This is a genomic window from Ensifer sp. GW101-20A05, from assembly GCF_059424735.1.
This window is the reverse complement of sequence record NZ_JBWKZT010000034.1, coordinates 1-13,165: the sequence shown is the minus strand read 5'-3', so window position 1 is coordinate 13,165 and position 13,165 is coordinate 1. Positions and strand designations below refer to the sequence as shown.

The following is a 13,165-nucleotide window of genomic DNA, read 5'->3' as shown; positions in this document are numbered from 1 at the left end:
TCTCCATGCCGTCGACGTCGGCATAATTGGGGAATTTTACTTCGGCACTTTTGGGGAGATTTCAGTCGGCATTGACACGCCAGGCGCTTACACATATCGCAGGGCCAACCCATGATCTCTCTCGCGTTCCCAAAATGAGCGGATCCTAACAGTCTGGCTCTAGCACTCGCGACCGAGAACCAAGCCAATTCCACAATTCGTCCACATGTGGCGACCCTGGAAGTCTGCTCCAACAGCCAATCGCCATATCGCGGTGAAGGTCCGGCGCTTCGTCTCATTCTTGGCGGGAAGCTCCGGCCGTGGAAGAATGTCGTGCGTCCGGCGTCGGCGTGCGCTGAAGCACGGGCGCCGGGTTCCGGTCGCTGATCGAGGCAATCGACGCCATGATGGTACTTGTCGCCGGAGGCGCGTCGCGACAAATCGCCGGCGCATTCCCTCCCGGCGTTCTTGCTGGCCACCATGTCACCTTCGATTGCCGAGCGCATTTCGCGCTTATCACAACTGGTGCTCGCCTGATCTGAATGCCCTACGAAGTTAAATGACATCTCCGAAGAAGAGTGGTCATTCAGTAGCAATTGAGAACTCGAGAACAGTGCCCATCGCAAGAGATTGAATCGTCAGGGAACCGCCGTGTGCCTCGACGATCGATTTGCAGATTGCCAGGCCCATGCCCATCCCTGTCTGCTTAGTCGTGAACAAGGGATTGAAAACCTGCTCGAGAACCGGCGCTGGTATTCCTTCGCCGTAATCGCGCACGCTCACTGTTACAGCCTTCTCTTCGACCCTTGACTTGATATCGATCCGCCGCCGCTCGACGGGAAGCTTGTCCATTGCCTCCATGGCGTTGGTGAGCAGGTTCAAGACGACTTGCTTAAGCTGCGTCGCGTCACCTCGGATCCTCGCATCCTGGGTGTTGAGGTCGAAAACAATTTTGACATGGCTGGCCTCGATCTCAGATTGAGCGATCCGGATGACTTCCGCCAGCACCGCATCGATGGATATCGGCAGATGCACCGGTGGCGATTGCTTGGAGAGGGCGCGCAAGGCGCGGATAATCTCATTGATTCGCTGGAGACTCTGATCAATTGATGTCAGACAGTCGACTGCCTCGGCTATGTCCGGTTCCGGACGCTGAAGCCATCGAATTGCCGCCCCCGAGTGCGCGGCAATGGCCGATAGGGGCTGCCCGATTTCGTGAGCGATCGAAGCCGCAATACCGCCAAGAATGCTCAGCTTTGAAGTTCGCTCCAGTTCCGCCCGCGCGTTCCTCAGCGCTGCTTCGCTGCGCGAACGCAGCTCATTCTCTCGCATCAGATTGGCGTATAGCCTGGCGTTATCGAGAGAGATGGCCGCTTGCTTTGCCAGGAGCTTGATCGTCGTGGCTCTGCTTTCCGTGAAGACACCGCCAAGCAGGGTGTTCTCCAGGTAGATGAAGCCAATCAGATTGCCGCGCCGAATTAGTGGCACGCAGAGCACGGAATGGGCAGTTCTGACTTCTAGTGCCGGTTGACCGGACCCTTGCAAATCAACAGTGGCATCCGTGACAACGAGCGGCTGACGCGTTGCCATAACCGTGTCAATGACAGCATAGGGCACCAATCCTTCGGGCGCGGTCGGAGAGGTAGAAATTACCACCTCTTTCCCTTTTGTCGCCGCCGACGCGTGAACCCTCACCTCACCGTTTTCCATCAACAGGAGCACGCCCTGGTTTGCACCTGCATGGACCAGCATGCTCTTCATAAGAGTTTCAACGAGGCGATCCAGATCCATTTCCTCAGAAAGCGTCTGCGATGCCTCAACAACCGCCTCCAGATCAGGCGACTGGGACGTTGCCACAGATCCCATCGTCTCTGACAAAAAGATTTCCGCAAACTCTTCCGCCAGTCTCTGCGCCTTGCGGTTCGCGCCCCACTGTCGGTAAAGACTATAGGCGGACTTCAGGAAATGCTGGGCGCTGACTGTTAGACTTCGTTTTCTGCAATGCCTACCGGCAAGTTCGAGAGCCAGAGCCTGCTCATGCACAAAGTTTGCGGACTGAGCCTCCTGGACCGACTGGTCAAACAGCGCCGCCGCCTGCTCGTCCTTCGACTGCAAGCGCGCTATTTCCGCCTCGATCAAATGGAGCTTGTTTTTGAATGTGCCGGGATTGATCAAAGCCCACACCGCGAAGCGAGAGCGGGTTGCCTCCAGGGTCTGGGCAACCCGCGAGCCTTGGTGCCAGTCATCAGACGAACGGGCAAGTGCGAGAGCCAGAAACAGAGTGCAATACGACGTATCGATATGTGCTGCCATCAGGGGGATGAGCTCGGCAGCCGCATCGAGAGGAGGGATAGCACCATCATTGGCTCCATCAAAATAGAGCGATATTCCCTTGTAAAGTTGAACCCAGAACAAGGTCGAGAAGGCGACGATTTTACCCCTCTCGAAATCCCATTTCACCGGTTGCCGTCCTCCATTGGAATCTTCACCAGCCAATGTCATCACGAGGTTCAACTGAGCTATAAGGAGGTGTTCAATGTCCTCGTAACCAAGCTCACGCGTGAGCTCAATCGCGTCGGCGGCCTCCGCGGCGACGACGGATAAATCTTCGCCGATGATGATGAGGTCGGAGACAAGATGGTTGCGCGCGTAACATGTCATGCCAACGTCCCCGGCCGCGTGTCCGATCCTGATCGCGTCTCGCACCCGGTCGAGTGAATAGGACATCGGTTGGGTCCAGGCACTGATCTGGTCGACAGCGACCAGCGTCGCGGTATGCTGTTCCTCGTAGCCATGCCGCTCAACGAGCGACAATGCTGCTTGACCATAGGCAAAGCCGTCGTGGTAGTCGTCGTAGAGCGAGGCGATCATGACGCCAAACCAGCTCAACCCATAGGCTGATTCAGAGGTGGTGCCGTGTGTAAGCGTCAGTTCCACCATCTTTGCCATATGAAGAAAGCGGAGTCCGTCATTCGTGAAGATTGAGGAGATCAGCGTTGCAAGCAAAGCCATCGCGCTCTTGATCCGCGAGTCGGTCATGACAGGAAGGTCACGCAAATCCAGAATGTTCCGGTCGCCGAGAGTTCGTTTCACGCTCTCATAGGCCTGGTCGAGTTCCGCCCGGCTCGCGCCGCGCTTCAGACTGATCCCGAGCAGGTCGAGGCCCAGGAGAGCTGCTGTGATGGCGCCTTCGTAATCGGACCGCAGGGTCAGGAGGTTCGCGCGCAAACGATAGGCAGCCGCCTTTTCGGTTGCCGATGCAGCCCGAACCAGAAGCTGGTCGAGGGTTGCTGCTGCTTCGTTGAGCGCGGCGGTTGCCAGAAGGCATTCACACCAAAGAAGGTGCGCGCGAAAGGCCAGATGATAACATTGCGACCACCAGTCCTCATCATCCATCAGGCCACAAGCGATCCTCCCGTACCGGGCAGCCTGTTTGACGGCGGCAGCGCTCCTCGCATGGATAAGCGCTGTGACCAGCACCTCCACGAACAGCTTCCTCGCAGAAAACGATAGCTGCTCGGAATCGCAACCTTCGATCTGGCTGGCGACGGCAAAGGCCGTTTCGCTGGTTTCAAAGCCGGTGAGATCAATCATGAGATGCGCGATGCGCGCGTGGTCGGCTGCCCTTTGCGCCGGTGTCGAAAGCGCATAGGCTGCTTCCTGGACGCGGTCGTGGGCGAAACAGAAAAGATCGTGGCGCCGTGACAGTAGGCCGGAGGCGATCAGCGGGTTTGAAATCTTGTGCAGGGCCGCGAAATCGACCTCCAGCAGGGCGGAAAGCAGCTTTCCATCAACCTCAGGCCCGATGCAGGCCATGAGCCGGAGCATTTCGCGGGCATCAGGCTCTATTTGATCGAGCCGGCGTATCATGAAGTCCACGACGTTGTCGGCGTACGGATATTGGAGGAGATCGACGGTTTTCCAGGTCCAGGCACGTGCCGCGGCGCTGAAGGCAATAGCGCCCTCTTCGAAAAGGGCCTGAAGCAGTTGCTTGACGAAGAATGGGTTCCCGGCCGTCTTGTCGTGGATGATCTCGGCCATGGAGGCGACGGCCGGGGGCTCGTTGCGCAATACTGTGACTATCATCTCCTGTACCGCTTCAACCGAAAGAGGCCCAAGGGAGATCTCCGTCAGCGGTATGGCCGAGCGGCGCCATGTTTCGATTAGCCCGTCCGATGCAAAGAGCGCCTGCGCCTCTTCTTCACGACAGGCGCCGACGCAAAGCAGATTCTCCAACGGTTCGGCGGACAGGAGCTTCAATACCGAGAGCGTCTGTTCGTCGATCCACTGGAGATCATCCAGGAAGAGCACCAGCGGGGAAAGGGCGGACCCAAGGGCCACGAAGGTATTCAAGATCGCTCTTTGCATCCGGGTCTGGGCCAGATGCGCCGGCACTTCGGCAAGTGGGAGCTGAGGTCCCACAATGAGTTCCATCGTCGGAACGAGATCTGTTACTAGCCTGCCGTGGCCGTCCAGTCGCTGGAGGAGATTTTCCCGAAGGTTCCGCAGACCATATTCGCCCCGGCGCATGGCCTGGTCGATGACTGAGCGCAGCACCTGTACCAGCGGCGCATAGGGTATGTCCCGCTGCTTCTGATCGCTTTTCCCCTGGGCAAATATGGCCGACGATTCCAGCTTGCTCCTCAACGATTGGAAAAGGGCTGATTTTCCGATGCCGGCGGCCCCGGAGATGACTACAAACGCGCCCTTTCGACTGGTATCGAACTGCTTCAGGACGTCGAGCAGTTGCGCTTCTTCATGTGTGCGGCCGAATAGCGGTTGCGGGCCTCCACGACTGTTGGGAGCATCTACGAGGGCAAGCTCGAAGTCTTCGATCGCGCCGCGAGAGGCCCATTCCTCGAGACAGCGGGTGAGGTCAAACTGTAGGGCTCTTGCGCTTTGATAGCGCGCGGCAGGCTCTTTTCTGAGCAGACGTAGCAAGATTCTGGCAACGACATCGGGGACATCGTCGCGAAAATCCTCGACGGCATAGGGTTCGACGGCAAGGTGCGCATGCCTCCATCCGGATCCTGTAGACGATTGCAGCGGAACGCGTCCGGTGAGGAGTTGGAACAGCAAGACGCCCAGCGAATATAGATCGGTTCTCGTATCAACATACGGATTGCTCGGGAGTAGCTGCTCGGGAGCGCGATAGACGATCTCGTCGTTGGACGGTGGTTGGACTGGAAGGAGCTGATTTCCCGACAGTTCGCTCCTGTGGACGGCAGTGCCGAGACCTCTCAACCGAACGTCGCCGGAACGATCAAGTGCCAGGTACGCAGGACTGAGCGAGCAATGTACATATCCCGCAAGGTGAGCCTCACCGATAGCCTTGGCAGCGGAAAGAGCAAAGCGGAGGAAAGTATCCAGTGGCTGGCCGCCCGGTCGATCGAACAAGTGCGCTGCGCTTGCATAGGTGTAGATGAGCACAATCTCATCCGTGGTCTGGATCAGGCTGACCGGAGGATCCTGCCAATCGGCCAAGCGCTCAACGCTAAATTGGAAATCAGCCTCAAGGCGGGATTTCGCAGCAGCCGACTCGCGTGGGACAGATGCTGCCTCCCATGTCCGGTTGGAGCCAGGCTCCTTTAACTTGCAGAACTTCAAATCCTGGTATCGGCTATGCGCTTCACGAATACAGGATTTCAGCCAAGCGGCATCGAATTCCATCAAAGTCGCATTCCTCTGACGGTCGCTGTGTTTAAGACCGACTATGCGACAGGCTATACTCTTTCATGCGATCTTGCGAAAGAACATATCGTCCCGATAGTCTCCCACGAGATCGTTCTGCCGCGCATCTTTGATGCCGCATTAGATGGCGAGCGCTTGCACAAGGGTGCTGTAGAGGGAGGTCGCTCTCCGTTTGACAAAGAGAGGTCTGGGTGCCGGTGCTGCTCAAAGATAGCTAGCGGTTGGTCGTGGGATTGCTCGCGCGACACACCTACTCCGGAGTTAGGTACATCCTACGAGGAGAGCCAGCCTCAGTGCCGCCCGGTGTTACTCTGCTCCGTCCCTGCCGATGCTTCGCGTCGCGAACGGCGCCAGACGTTCGGAGGCATTCCGGTGACCCGCCGAAAGACTCGGGAAAGATGCGCTTGATCCGCAAATCCGCAATCCAGTGCAATTTCGGACAGTGGTGCATCACTCGTCAGCATTCGGGTCTTTGCAAAAGCAACCCTCCGCTCGATCAGGTAGGCATGCGGAGGAAGACCAAAACTTATTTTGAACGCCGCAGAAAAATGGCTGGTGCTCAGCCGGGAGACAGCGGCCAGCTCATGCAGAGCAATCGGCCGCGAAATTGAGTTCTCGATATGCAATTCTAGTCGTTTAACCTGCCACTGCGCCAAGCCTCCTGCTGATGGTGCGGGTTTGCCTGACGTGTTGACCTGTCGCTCAAGAAGTTCCATCGCCCGCCTGACGAATTCAACCGCTGCCTCCTCATCGCAGTTGCGATATCGAGCGGCTCGGAACAACAGTCGAGCGGCTTGAGCCGACTGATCGTCTCCATTCTCAATCCTCCCTCTCGATGGCGCATTGTCCCGAGATGCTGCTGTTACAGTCGCTGACATGGCTTGCTCCGTGCGATGAGCATCCAACATGCATCCTCATCTCCGCCGGGGAAATCGAACCATGATTGGATTTCGACAGACGAACGTTTTGCCTACGCATACCCTGGTATAGTTGTTCCATGTCCCGGATATTCCGTAAGTGCCTTGATCGGGCTAAACTGCGGCAGGCCCATGTACGGCCAGAGAAAGTATCTAAATGTCGGACAGTCCGCTCGTATTCATCGTTGATGACGAACTTCTGGTACGCCAGGCACTCAGCTCTCTGTTGCGGTCTGTGGGGTACCACGTCAAGACCTATGGCTTGACTGAGGATGCGTACGCCGATCCAGACCTCGGTCGTGCCGACTGCTTGGTCCTGGACATCCGGTTGCCATTAACGAGTGGACTGGACTTTCAGCGTAAACTGAATGAAAGAGGGATTGCTATTCCGATCATCTTCGTCACAGGTCACGGGGATATTCCAATGTCTGTCAAAGCGATGAAGGCAGGCGCTCGCGACTTTCTCGCCAAGCCTATCCGCGACCAGGATGTGCTCGATGCCGTACAGGCAGCCGTCAAGCAGAGCCAGATCGCGCGAAGCGCAGAGAAACGGATCCAGGAGCTTCGTTCGCGCTACCAGACGCTCTCCGCACGCGAGAAGCAGATCATGGCGATGGCGACGTCCGGCCTGATGAACAAGCAGATCGCCGGAGAGCTTGAGCTCAGCGAGATCACCGTCAAGATTCACCGCGGGAAAGTCAGCCGGAAAATGATGGCAAAGACCTTCGCCGACCTCGTCAAGATGGCGGAACTGCTCGGCGTCTCCGCGGCCGGCTCTCATAGCGAGTAAACCACTGTATACTTTCCTTTGGCGGGTAAGTTTGGCAAAGTTTCCTTCCAACGTCACGACCCGGTTGAACCGGAGATCGGTAAGACTCGGTGCCAACACATTATGTTGTCTCAATCATTGATGATGAAGTTACTGTTCTGCGTGGGGCGAGCAGCCTCCTGCGCTCGCTCGGCTTCTTGGTGAAGACCTATGTATCCGCAGAAGAATTCCTGAACTCCGGTGACATCGAAAGCTGCTCGTGCATCTTGTCGGATGTGCATATGCCGGGAATGAGTGGAATCGATCTGTACGAGAAACTCCGAGCGCGCAACGAGCCCCTCCCGTTCATCTTTATCACCGCCCTTTCGGAACAGACTGTCCGCCAACGTGTCGGCGACGGGGTTCACATCCTCCCAAAACCGTTCCAGGCGGACCGTCTCGCAGCTTGCATTCGGGAAGCCATTGCCGGGACATAACGGACGCCTCAGTCGGCAATCGGAGCGTCCGTCATGTTGCGCAACCTCCAATGGTCACGCTCGGAGGAAACATGCTAATCAGCGGGGGGGGCTGCGACTGGCAAGGCATGTAGTTTCAAATGACTCTGTTAGATCTCTCTCCTATTTTTCACTCTTCGTTTCCGCCGCCTGCTTACCGGCTAGTGTCGCGCCCGCCTCGCGGGTGGTGATATCCAAGGCCCAGCAGGAAGCCGCTTTCATCAGCGACCCTGCCCTCGCACGATTCTGGGCGACGAGGTAACGCCCGAAATGAAGAGCCTGGTCACGAACCAATACCGCCAGATAAAAACCGCGGCGTCGCGTGGAGTTCGCCCGGCCTCCCTGAAGCGTGCGGACTATCTTGTTATCTCAGGGGGAGGCGCCAACGGCGCTTTTGCGGCTGGATTTCTTAAGGGCTGGAGCAAGCGCGGGGATCGTCCGGAGTTCGAAGTCGTCACAGGGGTGAGTACGGGCGCCTTGGCCGCCCCCTTTATATTCCTCGGCACGAAATCCGACGCGCCGGCGTCAGAAGCGGTTTCGGATCAATCATCGAAAGTTCTCCTTGATTTGGGGCACTAGCCCCTGTTGGTCGGATTCTCGCATCAGTCCTCGCGAAATGCTTTCCCGTTGACGATGTGCGAACGGTCCGGACCGTGATCGTGGCGACGATCAAAGTGGCTAGTGTCAATGCGATGATCGCGATGGTCTCGGTCGCGAGGGAGGGCCTGGCGCGATAATAGAGGATTGTGGCACCGGCCCATCCATCCACCGGGAAGGTTATAGCCCACCAACTCATGAAGAATGCGCCAGGGGAAGATCGGAAGCGTTCCCGCCGCCTGCACCGCCGCGACGGCGGCGGGTGCGTTCGAGAGGTCGGTGACGAGCCATGAGCTTGCGACATCGCGGATGAAGCTGCCAGTATTGCCGACAATGGTCGCCACCCAGAGAATGGCAAAGGTCTGCTGGCGAAGCGGCGTGAGCCCGCCAGGCGTCGGGGTTGCAGATGGAGAACTCATGAAGTCCGTCCCTTTCCGGATGCGCCATGTTCACGCAGGTCGTGCCATGCCACCAGAGTGAACGCGCCAACGAGCCCGATGTGTTCGAAAAAGCTGTTCATCGCCATCGAGCGTTCCATGCCCGGCGGCAATTCCCAGAAGCGAAGCGCGATGAAGGTCGCGGCGAGCGTGAAGACTGCAAGCGCAAGCGCCGCCGCCCAGCGGAAGATGCCGGCAAGGATGAGTGCGGACATCGAAAGCTCGAAGACGATCACGCCGACGGCGAAGACCGGCGCCGGATGCAGGCCGAAATGCTCCATTTCGGCGATCGCACCCGGAAAGTCGAATACCTTCGTCAGCGGTCCCTGGATGTAAGCCGAGCAGAGCGCCAGCAGGCAGAGAAACAGGGTACGCCCATCTGCAAGTCCCCGCCGAAAGCGGGCGGGGAAATGGTTTTCGAGGGAAGACAGGCTCATCATCTTGGCTCCTTCTCCGGCGTCTTCAACTCAACGTAGGGCGGGACACCTTCACCAAGGCCGCTGCCATTTGTATGGGGATACCCCTTCGTAATAGGCGCCACGCTTCGGCGTTGGATGGTTCACGACGACTTTCGCCCAAGGGTGGCGAGGCTTAGCCGTCGTTTGGGCCAGGTCCTGGCAGAGAGACGCCGATGAGCTGATTAGGATTGAGACCGCCGCTATCATGGCTGTGCGAGCGAAATTCTTCATTCTTTGATCCTTCGGGAGATTTGACAGATCTTCACACGGCCCAGCATGAGCAGCCGAGTGCGCCGAAGAAGCCCTTGAGATCGGCGATCGGCAGCTTTGACGTCCAGGCGCCGGCATGGTCGTGACCATGCACGCCGCAATTGCTGGCGCAGCCGCACGCGGTGATCGCCGTGCGGCGGAGCGAGTTCTTGCCGGCGCCATCGGGCTCGCCCCAGGCGGCATAACCGCCGAAGCTGCGCACCGGCGACCAGTCGGGCATCGGCGGCGGCACCGGGTTCTCGTCATGGGAAGCGAAGTCGCCGGCCGCATAGACGACCTTGCCGCCGACAACAGTCAGCTCCGAGGTCAGGAACGAGATCTCGTCCTCGGCGCAGGCGAAGTAGTCCTTGTTCGGCACGATCAGGTCGGCAAACTGCCCCGTCTCGATCCGGCCCTTCTTGCCTTCTTCGTTCGAGAACCACTGCACCTTCTCGGTCCACATCCGCAGCGCCGTCTCGCGGTCGAGGCAGTTGGCGCGCGGATAGAGCTGCAGGCCGCCGATGGTCTTGCCGGTCACCATCCACGACAGCGAGACCCAGGGGTTGTAGGAGGCGACGCGGGTGGCATCGGTGCCGGCGGACACGTTGACGCCCTTCTCCAGCATGCGCCTGATCGGCGGCGTCGCTTCGGCGACGCCGTGGCCGTAGCGTTCGACGAAATATTCGCCCTGATACGCCATGCGGTGCTGGGTGGCGATGCCGCCGCCAAGCGCGGCGATGCGGTCGATCGACCGGTCGGAGATCGTCTCGGCGTGGTCGAAGAACCAGTTGAGGCCGTCGAGCGGGATGTCCTTGTCGACCTTCTCGAAGACGTCGAGCGCGCGGCTGATGGTTTCGTCATAGGTCGCGTGCAGCCGCCAGGGCCAGCGGTTCTCGGCCAGCACCCGGACGACCTCCTCGAGTTCGCCCTCCATCTCCGGCGCCATCTCCGGGCGCGGCTGGCGGAAGTCCTCGAAGTCGGCCGCCGAAAACACCAGCATCTCGCCGGCGCCATTGTGGCGGAAGTAGTCGTTGCCCTGCTTGTATTTGACCGACGAGGTCCAGTTGAGGAAGTCCTCTTTCTCTTCCTTCGGTTTCTGGGTGAAGAGATTGTAGGCCAGGCGGACGGTCAGCTGATCGTCGTCCGACAGCTTCTGGATGACGGCGTAGTCGTCCGGATAGTTCTGGAAGCCGCCGCCGGCGTCGATGACGCTGGTGACGCCGAGCCGGTTGAGCTCGCGCATGAAGTGGCGGGTGGAGTTGACCTGGTAGTCGAAGGGCAGTTTCGGTCCCTTGGCCAAGGTCGAATAGAGGATGCCGGCATTGGGCTTGGCCAGGAGCAGCCCGGTCGGGTTGCCGTTGGCGTCACGGGTGATCTCGCCGCCCGGCGGGTTGGGCGTGTCCTTGCCATAGCCGACCGCCCTGAGGGCGGCGCCGTTGAGCAGCGCCCGGTCATAGAGATGCAGCAGGAACACCGGCGTATCCGGGGCGACCGCATTGATCTCGTCGATCGTCGGCAGCCGCTTCTCGGCAAACTGGTGTTCGGTAAAGCCGCCGACGACGCGCACCCATTGCGGCGCCGGGGTGATCGCCACCTGGCGCTTCAGCATCGCCATCGCATCGGCGAGCGACCGCACGCCGTCCCAGCGCAGTTCCATGTTGAAGTTGAGGCCGCCGCGCACGACGTGGGTATGGTTGTCGTTGAGGCCCGGCAGCACGCGTTTGCCCTTGAGGTCGATCACCCGGGTGCCCGGGCCGGCCAGCGCCATGATCGTCCGGTCGTCGCCGACGGCCAGGAACTTTCCGTCCTTGATGGCAACGGCCGTCGCGTTCGGATTCGTACGGTCGAGCGTTGTCAGCAAACCGTTGTGCAGGATCAGATTGGCGCTCATTGGCTTGTCTCCTGATGTCGAAGCGGGATTGGCGGCGTGCGCCGTTGAAAAGAGGTTTGGGAGCGCCAGGGCAGATGCCGCTCCCAGAAAACCGCGGCGGGTCGGCATTAGCTGATCTCCCGCTTCGGCGCCCGGTCGGGCACACCAGCATGATCATGATCGGCCCCGGTCGGCAGCTCGCCGAAAACGTGCGGGATGCAGCGGCTGCTGAACCAGGATACCGTGACCGGATTGCCTGACATCAGGCGCTTGACGAGCGGCACCGCCTGTTCGCCGACGAGGATGCCCAGGAGCCCCACCAGCGCGATCACCGGCGGAGCCGGCGAGCGAACGTTGAGCAAGCTGTAGATGACGCCGACTAGCAGCCCGGCGCCGAGCGAGAGGAGATACATTTTCATCGGCGTTCCCTTTCATCACATTGGAGGCAGTCCCGTTTCTTCGGAGAGGGGAACGGGACTGCCGTCGGCTGGCCCTGGGAGGGACTCAGTGCGCTTCGGACGCGCCGAACATGGTCTTCGCGTAGATGATGCCGAGGCCATAGGCGCCGCCGAACTTCTTGGCGATCCCGGTCGTCATGTCGTAAGTCTCGGTGCGCGCCCAGTCGCGCTGCAGCTCGAGCATGTACTGGAGCGAAGTCATCGGCCGGACACCAGCCTGCACCATGCGGTCCATGGCGCGCTGGTGCGCCTCGTCCGACACGTCGCCACAGGCGTCTGCGATCGCATAGACCTCGAAGCCTTGATCAAGCGCCGACAGGGTCGGACCGACGATGCAGACGGAGGTCCACAGGCCGCAGAAGACGAGGCGCTTCTTACCGATACGGTTGATCTCTTTGATCACGGCCGCATCTTCCCAGGTGTTCATGGAAGTGCGGTCGAGAAGCGGCTGTCCTGGGAAGGCATCGGTGATCTCGGCGAACATGGGGCCGGAGAAGCTCTTTTCCGCGACCGTCGTCAGGATCGTGGGGACCTTGAAACCAGCTGCCGCGTTGGCGACCAGCGCCGCATTATTGCGCAGTTGCACAGCGTCGATCGACTTCGTCGCGAACGACATCTGCGACTGGAAGTCGATCATGATGAGCGTATGGTCCTTCGGTGATACGAGCATCGAACCGGGGGTCGGTGTTGCATTCAGCGTCATGGTACAGGCCTCTTTCTGTTGGTTGCCGATGTTCGCCACTATGCCGGGGACGAGGGTGCGATTCTTGGAGCCAACGACGGGGTTTTGTACGTTTTAATTGCCGCTAAAACTGAAGCCGATGCAGGATAACGTGCCTGCGTTGAGCCAATGAGACACGCTTCAACCCGTGCGTGACGAGGGCGCTGTTGGCCCTCCCTCGAGGCTCTCGTGGAGTGGAACTGCTCGTCATTGTCGAGCCCTTGCTCAGGAATGCCGGCTCCGTCTTCAGGCGCCGGGGAAACTGCCATCGCCTGCACGAACGCACCTGCGAAGCGGCTTGGTCGGAGACGCCGGAGAGGCTAGCGAGATCGCTCAATGGTTCTTGGGTTGGTCTCTCCGATCTTCTTCCAGCTCGTGATCGACAAAGCAGGCTGCACGACAAACGAAGCGGCAAGGATCTCAAGAACGATCCAATGAAACAGTGAAATGCTTGTCTTATGACATTGGCTGCCGAACAGGTCAGAACGGAACCGCTGCGGGAGGGTCGCCGCCCTCCCGCAGCGG

11 protein-coding genes and 1 pseudogene are annotated in these 13,165 nt (G+C 59.3%); 3 read left to right on the top strand and 9 right to left on the bottom strand.

The features are described from left to right. Positions 1-561: 561 nt before the first annotated feature. The gene (locus tag AC070A_RS34270; RefSeq protein WP_494773641.1) at positions 562-5,649 is read right to left on the bottom strand and encodes a trifunctional serine/threonine-protein kinase/ATP-binding protein/sensor histidine kinase; all 5,088 of its coding nucleotides are present in this window, start codon (positions 5,647-5,649) and stop codon (positions 562-564) included. Between the two features lie 311 nt (positions 5,650-5,960). Next, positions 5,961-6,548 carry a helix-turn-helix domain-containing protein gene (locus AC070A_RS34265; protein WP_112997300.1) on the bottom strand — a complete coding sequence of 196 codons (588 nt, stop codon included), beginning with the start codon at positions 6,546-6,548 and terminating at the stop codon, positions 5,961-5,963. A 196-nt stretch (positions 6,549-6,744) separates the two neighbouring features. On the opposite strand from AC070A_RS34265, the gene AC070A_RS34260 reads away from it, so the two are divergent. The 3 genes from AC070A_RS34260 (at position 6,745) to AC070A_RS34250 (ending at position 8,429) form a co-directional block, all read left to right on the top strand. Continuing rightward, positions 6,745-7,377, top strand: a complete 633-nt coding sequence (locus AC070A_RS34260; protein ID WP_113480229.1) for a response regulator transcription factor — start codon at positions 6,745-6,747, stop codon at positions 7,375-7,377. Between the two features lie 89 nt (positions 7,378-7,466). After that, positions 7,467-7,832: a response regulator gene (locus AC070A_RS34255; RefSeq protein WP_113480230.1), complete on the top strand. Its 366-nt coding sequence runs from the start codon at positions 7,467-7,469 to the stop codon at positions 7,830-7,832. A gap of 288 nt (positions 7,833-8,120) precedes the next feature. After that, on the top strand, positions 8,121-8,429 hold the full coding sequence (locus AC070A_RS34250) for a patatin-like phospholipase family protein (RefSeq protein ID WP_112997297.1): 309 nt from the start codon (positions 8,121-8,123) through the stop codon (positions 8,427-8,429). Here AC070A_RS34250 and AC070A_RS34245 read toward each other — a convergent pair. The 7 genes and pseudogenes from AC070A_RS34245 to AC070A_RS34215 form a co-directional block, all read right to left on the bottom strand. Beyond that, a complete protein-coding gene (locus tag AC070A_RS34245; RefSeq protein WP_494773642.1) occupies positions 8,341-8,646 on the bottom strand; it encodes an SLAC1 family transporter in 306 nt (101 codons plus the stop codon). The genes AC070A_RS34250 and AC070A_RS34245 overlap by 89 nt on opposite strands. 16 nt (positions 8,647-8,662) lie before the next feature. Then, positions 8,663-8,866 (bottom strand): annotated as a pseudogene (locus tag AC070A_RS34240) (MFS transporter); the annotation flags it as partial. Further along, the gene (locus tag AC070A_RS34235; RefSeq protein WP_492383652.1) at positions 8,863-9,324 is read right to left on the bottom strand and encodes a DoxX family protein; all 462 of its coding nucleotides are present in this window, start codon (positions 9,322-9,324) and stop codon (positions 8,863-8,865) included. The pseudogene AC070A_RS34240 and the gene AC070A_RS34235, both read right to left, overlap by 4 nt. 280 nt (positions 9,325-9,604) lie before the next feature. Continuing rightward, positions 9,605-11,590, bottom strand: a complete 1,986-nt coding sequence (locus tag AC070A_RS34230; RefSeq protein WP_492383653.1) for an amidohydrolase — start codon at positions 11,588-11,590, stop codon at positions 9,605-9,607. Beyond that, positions 11,590-11,880: a XapX domain-containing protein gene (locus AC070A_RS34225; RefSeq protein ID WP_112997399.1), complete on the bottom strand. Its 291-nt coding sequence runs from the start codon at positions 11,878-11,880 to the stop codon at positions 11,590-11,592. The genes AC070A_RS34230 and AC070A_RS34225 overlap by 1 nt, the downstream gene beginning before the upstream one ends. Before the next feature lie 85 nt (positions 11,881-11,965). Continuing rightward, positions 11,966-12,616, bottom strand: coding sequence for a hydrolase (locus AC070A_RS34220; RefSeq protein ID WP_162764929.1), 651 nt, complete (start codon positions 12,614-12,616; stop codon positions 11,966-11,968). A 344-nt stretch (positions 12,617-12,960) separates the two neighbouring features. After that, a partial coding sequence (locus AC070A_RS34215; protein WP_494773640.1) for a hypothetical protein occupies positions 12,961-13,165 on the bottom strand: 205 nt, incomplete at its 5' end.

Excerpts from the sequence above, each read along its gene's own strand:
- AC070A_RS34270 (WP_494773641.1), bottom strand. The coding sequence starts at position 5,649 with ATGGAATTCGATGCCGCTTGGCTGAAATCCTGTATTCGTGAAGCGCAT.
- AC070A_RS34265 (WP_112997300.1), bottom strand. The coding sequence starts at position 6,548 with ATGTCAGCGACTGTAACAGCAGCATCTCGGGACAATGCGCCATCGAGA.
- AC070A_RS34260 (WP_113480229.1), top strand. The coding sequence starts at position 6,745 with ATGTCGGACAGTCCGCTCGTATTCATCGTTGATGACGAACTTCTGGTA.
- AC070A_RS34250 (WP_112997297.1), top strand. The coding sequence starts at position 8,121 with ATGAAGAGCCTGGTCACGAACCAATACCGCCAGATAAAAACCGCGGCG.
- AC070A_RS34245 (WP_494773642.1), bottom strand. The coding sequence starts at position 8,646 with ATGAGTTGGTGGGCTATAACCTTCCCGGTGGATGGATGGGCCGGTGCC.
- AC070A_RS34235 (WP_492383652.1), bottom strand. The coding sequence starts at position 9,324 with ATGATGAGCCTGTCTTCCCTCGAAAACCATTTCCCCGCCCGCTTTCGG.
- AC070A_RS34230 (WP_492383653.1), bottom strand. The coding sequence starts at position 11,590 with ATGCCGACCCGCCGCGGTTTTCTGGGAGCGGCATCTGCCCTGGCGCTC.
- AC070A_RS34225 (WP_112997399.1), bottom strand. The coding sequence starts at position 11,880 with ATGAAAATGTATCTCCTCTCGCTCGGCGCCGGGCTGCTAGTCGGCGTC.